This window comes from Pollutimonas subterranea, assembly GCF_002849655.1.
Lineage (GTDB): Bacteria > Pseudomonadota > Gammaproteobacteria > Burkholderiales > Burkholderiaceae_B > Pollutimonas > Pollutimonas subterranea.
On sequence record NZ_PDNW01000001.1, the window covers coordinates 194,314 to 208,467 of the forward strand.

Annotated in this window: 15 protein-coding genes and 3 tRNA genes; 15 read left to right on the forward strand and 3 right to left on the reverse strand. The window is 56.3% G+C overall.

Annotation, left to right across the window (positions count from 1 at the left end):
• Window positions 1–7: 7 nt before the first annotated feature.
• The 6 genes from CR159_RS00890 (at window position 8) to pssA (ending at window position 6,114) form a co-directional block, all read left to right on the forward strand.
• A complete protein-coding gene (locus CR159_RS00890; RefSeq protein ID WP_102072114.1) occupies window positions 8–700 on the forward strand; it encodes a TetR/AcrR family transcriptional regulator in 693 nt (230 codons plus the stop codon).
• Between the two features lie 347 nt (window positions 701–1,047).
• The gene (locus tag CR159_RS00895; protein ID WP_102072115.1) at window positions 1,048–2,769 is read left to right on the forward strand and encodes an acetolactate synthase 3 catalytic subunit; all 1,722 of its coding nucleotides are present in this window, start codon (window positions 1,048–1,050) and stop codon (window positions 2,767–2,769) included.
• Window positions 2,770–2,779: 10 nt separating this feature from the next.
• Window positions 2,780–3,271: an acetolactate synthase small subunit gene (gene ilvN, locus CR159_RS00900; RefSeq protein ID WP_102072116.1), complete on the forward strand. Its 492-nt coding sequence runs from the start codon at window positions 2,780–2,782 to the stop codon at window positions 3,269–3,271.
• Between the two features lie 38 nt (window positions 3,272–3,309).
• Complete coding sequence (gene ilvC, locus CR159_RS00905; protein ID WP_102072117.1) at window positions 3,310–4,326, forward strand: ketol-acid reductoisomerase; 1,017 nt, start codon at window positions 3,310–3,312, stop codon at window positions 4,324–4,326.
• Between the two features lie 209 nt (window positions 4,327–4,535).
• Window positions 4,536–5,207 carry a phosphatidylserine decarboxylase gene (locus CR159_RS00910; RefSeq protein WP_102072118.1) on the forward strand — a complete coding sequence of 224 codons (672 nt, stop codon included), beginning with the start codon at window positions 4,536–4,538 and terminating at the stop codon, window positions 5,205–5,207.
• Between the two features lie 4 nt (window positions 5,208–5,211).
• Window positions 5,212–6,114, forward strand: a complete 903-nt coding sequence (gene pssA, locus CR159_RS00915) for a CDP-diacylglycerol--serine O-phosphatidyltransferase (RefSeq protein ID WP_102072119.1) — start codon at window positions 5,212–5,214, stop codon at window positions 6,112–6,114.
• 31 nt (window positions 6,115–6,145) lie between these two features.
• Here pssA and CR159_RS00920 read toward each other — a convergent pair whose 3' ends face one another.
• A complete protein-coding gene (locus tag CR159_RS00920; protein WP_439650479.1) occupies window positions 6,146–6,667 on the reverse strand; it encodes a hypothetical protein in 522 nt (173 codons plus the stop codon).
• A gap of 240 nt (window positions 6,668–6,907) precedes the next feature.
• Between CR159_RS00920 and rpsO the strand changes: the two genes are divergently transcribed.
• Window positions 6,908–7,177 (forward strand): 30S ribosomal protein S15, encoded by a 270-nt coding sequence (gene rpsO, locus CR159_RS00925; RefSeq protein WP_102070122.1) that lies wholly within the window; start codon window positions 6,908–6,910, stop codon window positions 7,175–7,177.
• A 91-nt stretch (window positions 7,178–7,268) separates the two neighbouring features.
• Window positions 7,269–9,434, forward strand: coding sequence for a polyribonucleotide nucleotidyltransferase (gene pnp, locus CR159_RS00930; protein WP_102072120.1), 2,166 nt, complete (start codon window positions 7,269–7,271; stop codon window positions 9,432–9,434).
• Between the two features lie 351 nt (window positions 9,435–9,785).
• On the opposite strand, the gene CR159_RS00940 is transcribed toward pnp, so the two are convergent.
• Together CR159_RS00940 and CR159_RS00945 are read right to left on the reverse strand one after the other, a co-directional pair.
• Window positions 9,786–9,871: transfer RNA gene (locus tag CR159_RS00940), tRNA-Leu, on the reverse strand.
• Between the two features lie 73 nt (window positions 9,872–9,944).
• Window positions 9,945–10,034: transfer RNA gene (locus tag CR159_RS00945), tRNA-Ser, on the reverse strand.
• Window positions 10,035–10,194: 160 nt separating this feature from the next.
• Here CR159_RS00945 and CR159_RS00950 point away from each other — a divergent pair.
• The 7 genes from CR159_RS00950 (at window position 10,195) to CR159_RS00980 (ending at window position 14,113) form a co-directional block, all read left to right on the forward strand.
• Entirely contained in the window at window positions 10,195–10,515 is a 321-nt protein-coding gene (locus CR159_RS00950; protein WP_102072122.1) for a DUF1330 domain-containing protein, read from the forward strand.
• A gap of 42 nt (window positions 10,516–10,557) precedes the next feature.
• Entirely contained in the window at window positions 10,558–11,535 is a 978-nt protein-coding gene (locus tag CR159_RS00955; protein WP_102072123.1) for an NAD(P)H-quinone oxidoreductase, read from the forward strand.
• An 83-nt stretch (window positions 11,536–11,618) separates the two neighbouring features.
• The gene (gene tpiA, locus CR159_RS00960) at window positions 11,619–12,368 is read left to right on the forward strand and encodes a triose-phosphate isomerase (protein WP_102072124.1); all 750 of its coding nucleotides are present in this window, start codon (window positions 11,619–11,621) and stop codon (window positions 12,366–12,368) included.
• Between the two features lie 17 nt (window positions 12,369–12,385).
• Complete coding sequence (gene secG, locus CR159_RS00965) at window positions 12,386–12,907, forward strand: preprotein translocase subunit SecG (protein ID WP_102072125.1); 522 nt, start codon at window positions 12,386–12,388, stop codon at window positions 12,905–12,907.
• Window positions 12,908–12,985: 78 nt separating this feature from the next.
• Window positions 12,986–13,070, forward strand: a tRNA-Leu gene (locus tag CR159_RS00970).
• A gap of 357 nt (window positions 13,071–13,427) precedes the next feature.
• Window positions 13,428–13,682 carry a type II toxin-antitoxin system Phd/YefM family antitoxin gene (locus tag CR159_RS00975; protein WP_102072126.1) on the forward strand — a complete coding sequence of 85 codons (255 nt, stop codon included), beginning with the start codon at window positions 13,428–13,430 and terminating at the stop codon, window positions 13,680–13,682.
• A complete protein-coding gene (locus CR159_RS00980) occupies window positions 13,679–14,113 on the forward strand; it encodes a type II toxin-antitoxin system VapC family toxin (protein WP_102072127.1) in 435 nt (144 codons plus the stop codon). Before CR159_RS00975 ends, CR159_RS00980 begins: the two co-directional genes overlap by 4 nt.
• The last annotated feature ends 41 nt before the right edge of the window (window positions 14,114–14,154 follow it).

Below are 14,154 nucleotides of genomic sequence, written 5' to 3' on the forward strand. Positions count from 1 at the left end.
GCAGTACATGATTGCTGATTTTGAATCGTTCAAGATCGAGCTTGGTTTATCAAAGGTCGAAATTTGCCGCGAGCTATATCGCACGAACAGGGATTTGATCCGTATAAAGAAAGAGTCTGTCGCCGTAAGCAATCTGGTGCGGATCATCGATTCCACCCTGCGCCTGACCCGCAGGAAAGGCTTTCATGCGATGTCCTTGCGCGATCTTTGTGCGGATTCCGGATTCAGCATAGGTGGCCTGTATGCGTATATTAAAAGCAAGGACGACCTGATCTATTTGATTCAAAGCCATGGGTTTTTGCTTACCCGACGCACCATGCTGGCCTATACGCAAGAGGTCGATTCGCCGAGAGACAGGCTGCTTGCCGCCGTGAAGGCGCATGTGTACCTCAGTGAACTGATGCAGCCATGGTTTTATTTTTCGTTCATGGAAACCAAGAGCCTGCCCGAAAAGCACAAGAAGGAAGCCATATCGGTCGAGCTCGAGGTCGAAGACATTATCTACGGGATTATCCAGGATGGCATCAAGGCGAATGCCTTCCGCAACGTCAATGCCAAGCTGCTGGCTTCAATGTGCAAGGCCATGATGCAGGATTGGTATCTGAAACGGCGCAAATACAACAATCAAGGCACGGATGCCACGCAATATGCTGAATTTGTCGGCGATATTCTGGAAAACTACCTGCTGCCGCCTGGGTGATTTGCCTCTGTCGCGGCAACGCGGTAAAGTGGCGTGTTGATCTGTCCAATTATCCGTGGCGGGTCACGAAAGGCTTCGTTGTTCCGGGTTATCCGCCCGGTTTTTTGCGCCTGTAATACTTTGCTGTTGGCCGCGCCACAAGCGTGTGTTGCCAAAGCTTCCGTTCTACCTCCCGCGTTCATGGAACGCTCGTGCTGTGTTTCGACGAGTTCAAGTCGGTTCGGCAAGGTGTCTGGGTGGCATGGCTCCGTGAGCCATAAAGCGCCAGGTCATGTTGTTGCAAACGATTCAGGCTCGGGTCTTATGACCGGTCGGAATTCCAGTGCTGGTTACGAAAGGAATACATAATGGAACTCAATGGCGCCGATATCGTCGTGCGTTGCCTTGCCGAACAGGGCGTTGACCACGTGTTTGGTTATCCCGGCGGCGCGGTACTGTACATCTACGACGCAATCTACAAACAAGAAAATTTCAAGCATATCCTGGTACGCCATGAGCAGGCAGCCGTGCATGCGGCCGACGCCTACTCGCGTTCGTCGGACAAAATAGGCGTGGCGCTGGTTACCAGCGGGCCGGGACTGACCAATGCGGTAACCGGCATTGCCACCGCATACATGGACTCCATTCCCATGGTGATCATCAGCGGCCAGGTGCCCAGCCATGCAATCGGCGAAGATGCTTTCCAGGAATGCGACACGGTGGGCATAACGCGACCGTGCGTCAAGCACAACTTCCTGGTGCGCGACGTCAAAGACCTCGCCGAAACCATGCGTCGCGCGTTCTATATTGCCAAGACGGGCCGTCCCGGACCGGTGCTGGTAGACATCCCCAAAGACATCACCATTGCAACCTGCAAGTACGCGCCGCCACGCGGCGAGGTGAAGATGCGTTCGTACGCGCCGGTCGTGAAGGGGCACCAGGGCCAGATCAAGAAGGCCGTGCAGATGCTGTTGGCGGCTGAACGCCCCATGATTTATTCCGGCGGCGGCGTCGTGTTGTCCGATGCCGCGGCTGAACTGCGCGAACTGGTGACATTGACCGGCGCTCCTTGCACCAACACCCTTATGGGCTTGGGTGCTTATCCGGCAAGCGACGATAAATTCGTTGGAATGCCCGGCATGCACGGTACCTACGAAGCCAATATGGCCATGCAGCATTGCGACGTGTTGATCGCCGTGGGCGCCCGTTTTGACGACCGGGTCATTGGTAATCCTAAACATTTTTCGCAGAACCCGCGAAAAATCGTGCATATCGATATCGATCCTTCATCGATCTCCAAGCGTGTGCGTGTCGACGTGCCCATCGTCGGCAACGTCAAGGATGTCTTGCAGGAGCTCAATGCCCTCTACGCTCACGCCGCGGCCGAGACGGCGCCGAACAAGGCCGGCTTGGCCAAGTGGTGGCAACAGATCAATGAGTGGCGCGGAAAGCAATGCCTCGTCTACGAAAATTCCGATACGCTCATCAAGCCCCAGTACGTGGTCGAGAAGCTGTGGGAAGTCACACAGGGTGATGCCTTCGTTACGTCGGACGTGGGCCAGCATCAGATGTGGGCGGCCCAGTATTATCGCTTCGACGAGCCTCGGCGCTGGATTAATTCGGGCGGCCTGGGCACCATGGGTGTGGGCCTGCCTTACGCCATGGGCGTGCAGATGGCCAATCCCGACAGCCAGATCGCCGTGATTACCGGCGAGGCATCCATACAGATGAATATCCAGGAACTTTCCACCTGCAAGCAATACCATCTGACGCCCAAGGTGCTTTGCCTGAACAACCGGTATCTTGGCATGGTGCGCCAGTGGCAGCAGATCGAATATGGTTCCCGCTACTCCGAATCCTACGTCGATGCCTTGCCCGATTTCGTAAAGCTGGTCGAAAGCTATGGCCATATCGGCATGCGCATCGATAAGCCGGCCGACGTCGAACCGGCCATCCGCGAGGCGTTCACCCAATACAAAGACAGGCTGGTGTTCATGGATTTCATCACTGACCAGACTGAAAACGTGTGGCCCATGGTGAAAGCAGGCCGCGGCTTGACCGAAATGCTGCTCGGTTCCGAAGACTTATAAGGAAAGAAACATGAAACACGTAATTTCTATCCTTCTGGAAAACGAACCGGGAGCGCTGTCACGCGTTGTGGGGCTTTTTTCAGCCCGTGGCTACAACATTGAAACGCTCACCGTTGCGCCTACCGAAGACTCGACACTATCGCGCATGACCATCGTCACCACCGGTTCAGACGAGGTCATCGAGCAGATCACCAAGCACCTGAATCGTCTGGTGGACGTAGTCAAAGTCGTGGACTTGTCCGAAGGCCCGCACATCGAGCGCGAGCTTATGCTCATCAAAGTGCGTGCCCTCGGTAAAGAGCGCGAAGAAATGAAGCGCATGGCCGATATCTTTCGCGGCCGCATCATTGATGTGACCGATAAGGTCTATACCATCGAGCTTACCGGCGATCAGGGTAAGATCGAGGCTTTTATCGGGGCCCTGGACCGCAGCGCCATACTGGAAACCGTGCGTACCGGCGTGTCCGGCATCGGCCGCGGAGAACGGGTCCTGAAGCTTTAAAACCAAACAACAATTCCTCAAGTATTGGAGCACTTTAAATGAAAGTTTTTTACGATAAAGATAGTGACCTGTCCCTCATCAAAGGCAAGACTGTTGCCATCATCGGCTATGGTTCCCAAGGCCATGCCCATGCGCTGAATTTGCATGAGTCCGGTGTGAATGTGGTCGTTGGCCTGCGCAAGGGCGGCGCTTCCTGGAGCAAGGCCGAGAACGCCGGTCTCAAGGTTCAGGAAGTGGCTGAAGCGGTGAAAGGTGCCGACCTGGTCATGATCTTGTTGCCCGATGAAAACATCGCCGAAGTTTATCGGTCGCAGGTTGCAGAAAACATCAAGGCAGGCGCAGCGCTGGCATTCGCGCACGGCTTCAACGTGCATTACGGCCAGGTCCAGCCACGCAGCGATATCGACGTCATCATGATTGCCCCCAAGGCGCCCGGCCATACCGTGCGTGGCACCTATAGCCAGGGTGGCGGGGTTCCGGCATTGATCGCCGTGCATCAAGACACCACGGGCTCGGCGCGCGATGTCGCCTTGTCGTATGCATGCGCCATCGGCAGCGGCCGTGCCGGCATCATTGAAACGAATTTCCGCGAAGAAACCGAAACCGATTTGTTCGGCGAGCAAGCCGTCTTGTGCGGCGGTGCGGTCGAGCTTATCAAGGCGGGGTTCGAGACCTTGACCGAAGCCGGCTACGCGCCTGAAATGGCCTATTTCGAATGCCTGCACGAGCTCAAGCTCATTGTCGACCTGATCTACGAAGGCGGCATCGCCAACATGAATTACTCGATCTCCAACAATGCCGAGTACGGCGAATACGAGACGGGTCCTAAAATCGTTACTGAAGAAACGAAGAAGGCAATGCGTCAGTGCCTGGCCGACATCCAGAACGGTGTGTACGCCAAGAACTTCATCCTGGAAAACGCCGCGGGTGCTCCTACACTCACGTCGCGTCGCCGTATCAATGCTGAATCGGAAATCGAACAGGTTGGCGGCAAACTGCGCGCCATGATGCCCTGGATCGCTGCAAACAAGTTGGTCGATCAAAGCAAGAATTAATCACATCCCGATTCTTGTGCTCAGGAAAACGCCCGCGAGGGCGTTTTTTTCGATTGGACGGAGCCGTCAATACCAGGCGACGGCACGACACTTGCTTAGGCTTTGTGCAGTATGCCTTGATCCAAATTGCCAGGCCGGGCGGACATTGACACCTACTAACCGAAATACGGCGAACCTGGAGACGCATTTCGGTTATTCTTCACCTTACAATGAATAAACCTCCTTACCCCCATCCTGTTATTGCGCGTGAAGGCTGGCCTTTCCTGGCCGGTATCGTGCTCGTGTCGATTATCGTCAGCTTCTGGTCGGGCGTTGCCTCGATACCGTTCTGGATCATATCGATTTTTGTGTTGCAGTTTTTTCGAGATCCGGCGCGTGTCGCACCGGAGGGCGAATTCAATGTGCTTTCGCCGGCCGATGGCCGCATAGTGGCCGTCGAGGAAATCCGCGATCCTTATGCCGATCGCGACGCCATCAAGATCAGCGTGTTCATGAACGTGTTCAATGTCCACTCCAACCGATCCCCGGTAAAGGGCAGTGTCACTTCCGTCAACTATTTCGCCGGCCAGTTTTTCAATGCCTCGCTGGACAAGGCTTCTCTCGAAAACGAACGCAATGCTACTGTATTGCTTACTCCCCATGGTCATGTCGTGACCGCTGTCCAGGTGGCCGGCCTGGTCGCCAAGCGCATACTTTGTTATATCAAGCCGGGCGACCAGCTTTATGCCGGCCAACGCTACGGTTTCATCCGTTTCGGATCACGGGTCGATGTCTATTTACCGTTGGGTTCGCGCCCTCGCGTTACAATAGGCGACAAGGTGCAAGCCACCAGCACGGTGCTGGCTGAATTGCCCGATCGCCCCATAGCCACACAAGGTTAAGCCTATGCCAAATTTATCGTCGGACGAAACCCGTCGCCGCCGCAGCATATATTTGCTGCCCAATGCATTTACCACGGCCAACCTTTTTGCCGGGTTCTATGCAGTCGTCCAGGCCATGAACGGCCGGTTCGAAATGGCTGCTATCGCCATTTTCCTGGCTATGGTGTTCGACGGCATGGATGGGCGCGTTGCCCGTTTGACCAATACACAGTCCGCCTTTGGCGAGCAATACGATTCCCTGTCCGACATGACATCTTTCGGCATAGCGCCTGCGCTGGTCATGTATGAATGGTCGTTGCAAGGCCTCGGGCGCTGGGGCTGGCTCGCCGCTTTTATCTACGTCGTGGGCGCCGCTTTGCGCCTGGCCCGCTTCAATACCAATATCGGGGTCGTCGACAAGCGCTTCTTTCAAGGGCTGCCCAGCCCGGCAGCCGCCGCTCTGGTAGCGGGCTTCTTGTGGCTTGCCGTTGATAACAAGCTGGCGCTGGAAAATGCAACCATCGCATGGATGTCGTTTGGCTTTACCGTCTACGCAGGTATCGCGATGGTTACCAACGCACCGTTTTACAGCGGCAAGAGCTTTGCGCTGGGCCGTAGCGTTCCGTTCTGGGTATTGCTCGTCTTGGTAGGGGTGTTCGTGTTTGTGTCCAGCGACCCTCCAGTCGTATTATTCAGCCTGTTTGTCGTATATGGCTTGTCGGGCTGGGTAATCATGGCGTGGCGCTGGCGGCGAGCCCGTGAACTGACGCGCATGCGGCATGCGGGTACCGACGAACGCGACGTCGCTGTGCCGCCATCGGCCTTCAGCGCCACCCATACCTTTGATCCGAAGCAAGACGCGTCTGTGAAACAGCCTGACCAAGCCGATGGTGCACCCAAGCCACCGGCCAGGCCCGGCCACTTCTAGCCCATAAGTGGGCGGCTTGAACGTTTCGTCGTCAGTCGAACCAGAAGTTGCGTTCGTACATGGGGTCGGGGCCAGGGTGAAAGCGGGTGACCCTGGATCCGTCGCTGCCAAAATAGACGTACATTAACGAATTCCATGCACCCGCCTGTCGGTAGCGGTAGCTCCAGACAATGGACGTGGAGGAGGGCAGGCCCACGCTGTCAATCTGAGCGGGTGGGCCGAATTCGCAACGGACCTGCTCCGGCGACCAGGATCCTGAGGCCAGAACGCGGAAACGCTCGTCCTTCAATAGCTGCTGGACTTGATCGGTATTTCCGGCGGCATCGACGTTCGTACCCCAAGCATATTGCCCCATAGGCTGCATGGTCCAGATCAGGCGCTCGCCGCCGTTCGGGATGAGACAAGAAAAATCGGGCTCGCCGTATTCCGATGTTATTTGGTGCAAGGGCGTGCCGGCGGGCAGGTCCGCCATGCTGGTGCACGCCGCCAGTAGCACTGCCGTCAACGCGCAAGCAGCCGTCTTGCCAAGTCGCATACATTTAATGGCGTTCATAATGGAGCTCCGCTGTGGGTCATTGGCGCTATTTTACGACCATACGCGCCCAATCGATAAGGCGTTATGAGAATGCCGAGGCTGCTCTGCCACGCATTCCCGGCCAATCCGCTATAATGCTTGCTTCCCGGGTTGGCAGGTACATAAGTACTACAAATGCGTCCCGGGCAATACTGTTATTTTTTTAATCATTGCACGTCAGAGCACCTCGGCTCTGTCGCTCGTTTAAGAGGCTAAATAATGTCTGTTGCTGACATAAAAAAATCCGACATCGTCACACAATATCAACGTGCTCAAGGCGATACCGGTTCCCCCGAAGTCCAGGTCGCGCTACTTACCGCGCGCATCAATGAACTCACAGGCCACTTCAAGGCACACATGAAAGACCACCACTCGCGTCGTGGTCTGCTGCGCATGGTCAGCCGTCGCCGGAAATTGCTAGATTACCTCAAGGGCCGCAATCCCGATTCGTATCGTTCGCTTATCGAAAAGCTCGGTCTGCGTAAGTGATACTCGGGGCTGGCTCCCCATGATGCAACCGTGCACATCGCGATACGAATCGTGGTGTGCACGGTTTTTTCTATTGTAAGGATATTCCCCAATGTTTAATAAAGTGAGCAAATCGTTTCAGTACGGTCAGCACACGGTGGTTCTGGAAACTGGCGAGATTGCTCGCCAGGCCTCCGGCTCCGTACTGGTTTCGATTGACGACACCGTGGTCCTGGCCACCGTTGTTGCTTCCAAGACCGCCAAGCCCGGCCAGGATTTTTTTCCGCTGACAGTGGACTATGTTGAGAAAACATACGCCGCAGGCCGTATTCCAGGTGGATTCTTCAAGCGCGAAGGTCGTCCTTCCGAAAAGGAAATCCTTACTTCCCGCCTGATCGACCGCCCACTGCGCCCCCTGTTTCCTGAAGGCTTCTACAACGAAGTACAGGTAATCATTCATACCGTATCGGTCAATCCCGAAGTCGATCCCGATATGGCAGCCATGATCGGCGCATCCGCCGCGCTGGCCATATCCGGCATTCCCTTCGACGGTCCTATCGGTGCCGCCCGCGTTGGTTATATCGACGGACAGTACGTGCTCAATCCCACCACCAGCCAGCTTAAAGATTCCTCCATGGATCTGGTCGTGGCCGGTACGGAAGCTGCGGTGCTAATGGTCGAGTCCGAAGCCAAGCAATTGTCTGAAGAAGTGATGCTGGGCGGCGTGGTGTTCGGGCACGAACAGATGCAGGCCTGCATCAACGCCATCCATGACCTCGTTGCCGAAGCCGGTAAACCTGAATGGGACTGGCAGCCCGCCGCGAAAAACGAAGCGTTGGTTACGGCCGTTACCGCCGCAGCCCAAGAAGACCTGCATGCTGCCTATCAAGTTCGTGAAAAGCAGGCGCGTACGGCTCAATTGCGTACCGTCTATGCCAACGTCAAGGCCAAGCTCCAGGAACACGCTGCTGCCAAGGGCGAACCCGCTCCCGACAACGTTACTGTCGAGAACATGCTGTTCGATCTCGAATCCACCATTGTCCGCAGCCAGGTGTTGAATGGCGAGCCCCGCATCGATGGCCGCGATACACGCACCGTGCGTCCTATCAGCATCCGTCTTGGCGTATTGCCCCGCGCGCACGGCAGCGCTCTGTTCACTCGTGGTGAAACGCAGGCATTGGTCGTCGCCACGCTGGGTACTCGTCAAGACGAACAAATCATCGATTCGATCATGGGCGAGTCCCGTGATCGCTTCATGTTGCATTACAACTTTCCTCCGTTCGCCACGGGTGAGACAGGTCGTTTCGGTTCGCCCAAGCGCCGCGAAATCGGTCATGGCCGTCTGGCCAAGCGTTCGCTGGTGTCGTCGTTGCCAGAGCCGCAAGACTTCCAGTACACAATACGCGTCGTGTCTGAAATCACCGAGTCCAACGGCTCTTCGTCCATGGCATCGGTATGTGGCGGTTCTCTTGCCATGATGGATGCAGGCGTGCCTGTCAAGGATCACGTCGCCGGCGTCGCCATGGGCCTGATCAAGGATGGCGGGAAGTTCGCTGTGCTGACCGACATTCTTGGCGATGAAGATCACCTGGGCGACATGGATTTCAAGGTGGCCGGTACCGTGCAGGGCATTACCGCCTTGCAAATGGATATCAAGATCCAGGGCATCACCAAGGAAATCATGCAGGTCGCATTGGCGCAGGCCAAGGAAGGGCGCTTGCATATTCTTGGCGAAATGACCGCTGCGATCGACGGTTCACGCACGGAACTTTCGGAATTCGCACCGCGCATGCTTAGCGTGAAGATCAATCCTGAAAAGATTCGCGACGTGATCGGCAAGGGCGGAGCCACTATCCGTGCCCTGACCGAAGAAACCGGTACCCAGATCGACATCGGCGACGATGGCACGATCACCATTTCCAGCGCCGATCTGGACAAAGCCCGTGAAGCCGAGCGCCGCATCAAGGAATTGACCGCTGATGTCGAAGTGGGTCAGGAATACGAAGGCCCAGTGCTACGCTTGCTGGACTTCGGTGCAATTGTCCAAGTTCTACCCGGTCGCGACGGCTTGCTGCATATTTCCGAGATCGCCAACTATCGCATCGCCAATATCAATGACGTCTTGAAGGTCGGTCAGATGGTACGCATCAAGGTCATCGAAGCCGACGACAAGGGTCGTCTGCGTTTGTCGATGAAGGCGATCGGCGGTATCGAAGCTCAAGGCGGCCCGCAACAGGCTCCTGTTGCCGCGCCTACGGCAGCCCCCGAAGCCGAATAGTAACGGTGCGCCTGGCGGTAACGCAAAGAAGAACCGCTGTGTGAATAGCCCCCAATACCTGCTGTAAAGGTGTCGGGGGCTTTTCTTTGGGCGGTTCCGACGATGACCATCGCCTATGTGGTTGCCGAGTTCGACTATTTGACCGCGGTCCAGACGGAAGGCGCCCTCATCTCGGTTATTTCTGATTCAGGGGAGGGATTGGGCTCGTGGCAGCCATCGACGTGTCAAGAGCTCCGGAATCGCACAGTGGATATCGACGTCGCATTGAAATACAGGCAATCTTCTGTCGAATGTAGACGTAGTCTGGAATTGAGCGGTCCGGCATAAAAAATGCCAAAAGCCCGGAGTTCTTGGTGCACCCAGCCGGAATCGAACCGGCACGACCAGTGGTCGAGAGATTTTAAGTCTCTTGCGTCTACCAATTCCGCCATGGGTGCAAGAACTCGAACAGAGCATGTAGTGATTATCATGCTCGCTTCGTTGCGTATGAAAATAGCAATACGCGCGAAGTGGCGGAAGGTCAGGGATTCGAACCCTGGAGGAACTCGCGCCCCTGCCGGTTTTCAAGACCGGTGCATTCGACCACTCTGCCAACCTTCCGTTGCGCTGAATTGTACCTTATCTCGACGGGTGCTTTGATTCGCTTATTCCGTTAATCTGATGTAATGGCCGTGGCAGCCGCAGGTATTCTGTTTGCGATAGCGTCAATGTTCCGGGCTGCCTATTTTTCAATAAGTAATCATGAATAAAAGGGGCAAGTATGGCTGCATACGTTATAGCAACAATGACCATCCACGATCCGCAAACATACCTGCGGTATACCGAACTTACTCCTCCGCTCGTCGCGAAACATGGCGGCAGGTTTCTCACGCGTGGCGATAAAGTAGATACGCATGAAGGCGAGATCTTTAACGAACGCATGGTGCTGCTCGAATTCCCTGATCGACAAAAGGCAGAGGCTTGGCTGCACGATCCCGAATATGTTGCCGCCGCCGAATTTCGCAAGGCCGCTTCTGTATGCCGCATTCTGATCCAGGAAGGCGGCTCCAATACCGGCAATCCCGACCCTAAAGTCGGATAGGCAGGCGATAATGCGATTTTGCTTAGTGTCCAAGGAGCTAGTATGAAGGCAGTTGAAATCTCGCAGCCAGGCGGTCCTGAAGTTCTGGTGCTGGTCGATCGTCCCGTACCCGAACCGAAAGCGGGCGAAGTGCTTATCAAGGTCTCGGCCGCCGGTATCAACCGTCCCGATGTTTTTCAGCGCAAGGGGAATTACGCGGCGCCACCCGGAGTCTCCGACTTGCCAGGCCTTGAGGTGGTGGGGGAAATCGTGAGCGGGGACGCCGCTGCGGGAGGGCTGGCCATCGGCGATAAGGTATGCGCCTTGGTCGCGGGCGGTGGCTATGCGGAATACTGCGTTGCACCGGCTCAGCAATGCCTGCCTGTGCCGAACGGCCTCTCGGATGTCGAGGCGGCTGGTTTGCCGGAGACCTACTATACCGTCTGGAGCAATGTCTTTGATCGCGGTCGGCTATCGGCCGGGGAGTCCTTGCTTGTACACGGGGGTGCCAGCGGTATAGGCACAACGGCGATTCAGCTTGCCAGGGCTATGGGGCATGAGGTGTACGCGACGGTGGGCAGCGATGAACGTGTCCGCGCTGTCGAAGATCTCGGCGCTACATTGGGTATCAATTACCGCACTCAGGACTATGTGGAAGAGGTCAAGAAGGTCACTGGCGGGAAAGGCGTGGACGTCGTGCTCGATATGGTGGCCGGTGAGTACATCAACCGCAATATAAGTTGTCTTGCGGATGACGGACGTATCGTGATTATTGCTTTGTTGGGCGGCGCCAAGGCGACGATAGATTGCAACCACGTACTACGCCGTCGCCTGACTATTACCGGTTCCACGCTGCGGCCAAGGCCGGTGGCATTCAAGGCTGAAATTACCCAGGCGCTCAAGCAACATGTCTGGCCCTTGCTCGAGGCCGGCAAAATTCGTCCCATTGTGCATACGACTTTCCCATTGGCCCAGGCATGTGATGCGCACGCCATGATGGAGGCCGGCGAACAAATCGGAAAGATCATTCTCACCGTGTAGAACGGTAGGAGCAATCGCCGCGTGCGGATTTCCGGCTTACAGGCTACAATGCCGGGTTATCCAATTTTTTCTTCCTGGGCTTAATGAATACTGCTCTGATTCGTAAGCGCCTTGTAATAGGCAACTGGAAAATGCACGGCGCCCGGTCTACCAACGCTACGCTCCTTACGGGCTTGTGCGCGGGGGTGTCCGTCGTTCATAACTGCGACATGGCGGTGTGCGCTCCCTTTCCCTATTTAGGGCAGGTAAGCGCCTGCCTGCACGGTACCGGCATAAGTTGGGGCTCGCAAGATATCAGCAAGCACCAGCAAGGCGCCTTTACCGGCGAAGTCTCCGCAGACATGCTCAACGATTTCGGCTGCCAATGGGCGCTGGTCGGGCACTCCGAGCGTCGTTCGCTCCATGGCGAGACTGATCAATTGGTGGCCGACAAGGCGGCAGCGGCGCTAAGCGCCGGTATAAGCCCGGTCGTGTGCGTAGGCGAAACGCAGGCCGAACAAGAGGCCGGACTCACTCATGAAGTGATTCAACGGCAGCTGCAACCCGTGCTGGCGCTTGGCGCCGAATCGCTGGCCAAGCTGGTCATTGCCTACGAGCCCGTTTGGGCCATCGGTACGGGCCTTACGGCGACGCCGCAGCAAGCTCAGGATGTGCACGCCTTCATCCGCGCGCAGTTGTCCGGCCTGAATGTTCCGCAGGTCCGAATTTTGTATGGTGGTAGCGTCAAAGCGTCTAACGCCAGCAGTTTGTTTGCCATGTCTGATATCGACGGCGCCCTCGTAGGTGGCGCGTCGCTGGTGGCAGAAGAATTTTTACGTATAGCGGCCTCATAGGCCTCGGAGTTTTTTTCATGCAATGGTTGTCACCTGTTCTTCTGGCGATCCAGGTCGTATCTTCGTTGAGCATTATTTTGCTGGTCTTGCTGCAGCAGGGCAAAGGCGCTGACATGGGTTCGTCCTTCGGTGGCGGATCCGCAGGTAGTTTGTTTGGCGCCACGGGCGCCGCGAATTTCCTGTCACGCGCCACTAAATGGGCTGCAATCATCTTTTTCGCATCGACGGGCGGCCTGGCATACCTGGCCCATAACCCCAGCGGTACGTCGCCACTCGACACCGGCGTGATGCAAGGATTCCAATCGCCGGTTCCTGCCGCACCGGGTGCGACAGTGCCCGTAGCACCAGCCGTGCCGTCTGCGCCAGCCACTGCGCCCGAGCCTGCTCCTGCTCCTGCTCCTGCTACAGAGGCCGCTCCTTCGACAGCACCGGCTCCTGCTCCAGAAGCAACTCCTTCGGCAGAGCCTGCACCTGCTACCGAAGCAGCGCCTGCCGCTCAAGAGCCTGCGGCGCCGGCTGACGCGAGCAAGAACAATTAATTTTCATGGGGATCTTCGCTCACTGCGAAGATCCGGAAAAGCGGATCAAAATTCGTGCTAGAATACCGCTCTTTACTGGCCGACGTGGTGGAATTGGTAGACACGCTATCTTGAGGGGGTAGTGGCGAAAGCTGTGCGAGTTCGAGTCTCGCCGTCGGCACCAAGAATTTTTCAAAGCAGTCCAAAACATACCTTAAGCCCATGGTTCCTAAAGAACCATGGGCTTTTTGTCGTCTGGCCGGTCAGAAGAGGTCGATGTGTATGATGGTCCCGCTGCTTTCGTGGCGAGGATTGATTGATTCACGCCACTGTCGCCGGCGACATCGATGGCAATGGCAACGCTCTCGTGAACGTCCATCAGGCAATAACTGGGTGTTAAGAGTTTAGGCGCTCCTGCCCGCCGGCATCTGAACCTTTCAGTCAGCTTGGGCGCATCAAAGACGAAGTGAGGTATGGCTTGAGTTATTTTGGACGATGTAGTAACGTTGCAACATTATAGAGCGTGCGAATGGAGGCTTCCATGACAGTCACAACCCTATCCAGCCGGGAACTTAACCAAGACCTTGGTCGAGCCAAGAAAGCCGCTTTACAAGGCCCCGTATTCATTACCGATCGCGGCAAGCCCGCCCACGTATTGCTAAGCATCACCGAGTACAAGCGCCTAACCGGAAAGCGCCGCAACATCGTTGAAGCGCTTTCCATGCCGGGGCTAGCCAATATTGAGTTCGACCCGCCTCGTGCCGACATCCAGAGCCGACCAGCTGACTTGTCGTGATGTTCCTTCTCGATACCAACGTACTGTCCGAGCTGCGCAAAGCTGGAGACCGGAAAGCCGACCTTAACGTTATCGCGTGGCTTTCCGGTGTGGATGCGGCGAGTCTCTATATTTCCGCCGTGACCGTCATGGAACTTGAGGTGGGAATCCTGCGGATCGAGCGGCACGACCCCGTTCAAGGTGCAAGGCTGCGGACTTGGTTTGACGTGCACGTCCTGCCAGAATTTGCCGAGCGTTCATTGCCGGTCGATACCGCAGTGGCATTGCGGTGTGCCCGTCTGCATGTGCCAGACCCGCGCGCCGAGCGAGACGCGCTCATAGCGGCGACAGCTCTTGTTCATGGAATGACGGTAGTCACAAGAAATATAGCTGACTTTGAGGCTACAGGCGCCCAGCTTCTAAATCCCTGGATACCGGCAGATTCCGATTGAGCCGTTGCAGCGGGACGAAGCCTTCAAGCGTCGCGGCCGAC

Excerpts from the sequence above, each read along its gene's own strand:
- pssA (WP_102072119.1), top strand. The coding sequence starts at position 5,212 with ATGCCAAATTTATCGTCGGACGAAACCCGTCGCCGCCGCAGCATATAT.
- CR159_RS00975 (WP_102072126.1), top strand. The coding sequence starts at position 13,428 with ATGACAGTCACAACCCTATCCAGCCGGGAACTTAACCAAGACCTTGGT.
- pnp (WP_102072120.1), top strand. The coding sequence starts at position 7,269 with ATGTTTAATAAAGTGAGCAAATCGTTTCAGTACGGTCAGCACACGGTG.
- ilvC (WP_102072117.1), top strand. The coding sequence starts at position 3,310 with ATGAAAGTTTTTTACGATAAAGATAGTGACCTGTCCCTCATCAAAGGC.
- CR159_RS00910 (WP_102072118.1), top strand. The coding sequence starts at position 4,536 with ATGAATAAACCTCCTTACCCCCATCCTGTTATTGCGCGTGAAGGCTGG.
- ilvN (WP_102072116.1), top strand. The coding sequence starts at position 2,780 with ATGAAACACGTAATTTCTATCCTTCTGGAAAACGAACCGGGAGCGCTG.
- rpsO (WP_102070122.1), top strand. The coding sequence starts at position 6,908 with ATGTCTGTTGCTGACATAAAAAAATCCGACATCGTCACACAATATCAA.
- secG (WP_102072125.1), top strand. The coding sequence starts at position 12,386 with ATGCAATGGTTGTCACCTGTTCTTCTGGCGATCCAGGTCGTATCTTCG.
- CR159_RS00950 (WP_102072122.1), top strand. The coding sequence starts at position 10,195 with ATGGCTGCATACGTTATAGCAACAATGACCATCCACGATCCGCAAACA.
- CR159_RS00890 (WP_102072114.1), top strand. The coding sequence starts at position 8 with ATGATTGCTGATTTTGAATCGTTCAAGATCGAGCTTGGTTTATCAAAG.
- CR159_RS00955 (WP_102072123.1), top strand. The coding sequence starts at position 10,558 with ATGAAGGCAGTTGAAATCTCGCAGCCAGGCGGTCCTGAAGTTCTGGTG.
- tpiA (WP_102072124.1), top strand. The coding sequence starts at position 11,619 with ATGAATACTGCTCTGATTCGTAAGCGCCTTGTAATAGGCAACTGGAAA.
- CR159_RS00895 (WP_102072115.1), top strand. The coding sequence starts at position 1,048 with ATGGAACTCAATGGCGCCGATATCGTCGTGCGTTGCCTTGCCGAACAG.
- CR159_RS00920 (WP_439650479.1), bottom strand. The coding sequence starts at position 6,667 with ATGAACGCCATTAAATGTATGCGACTTGGCAAGACGGCTGCTTGCGCG.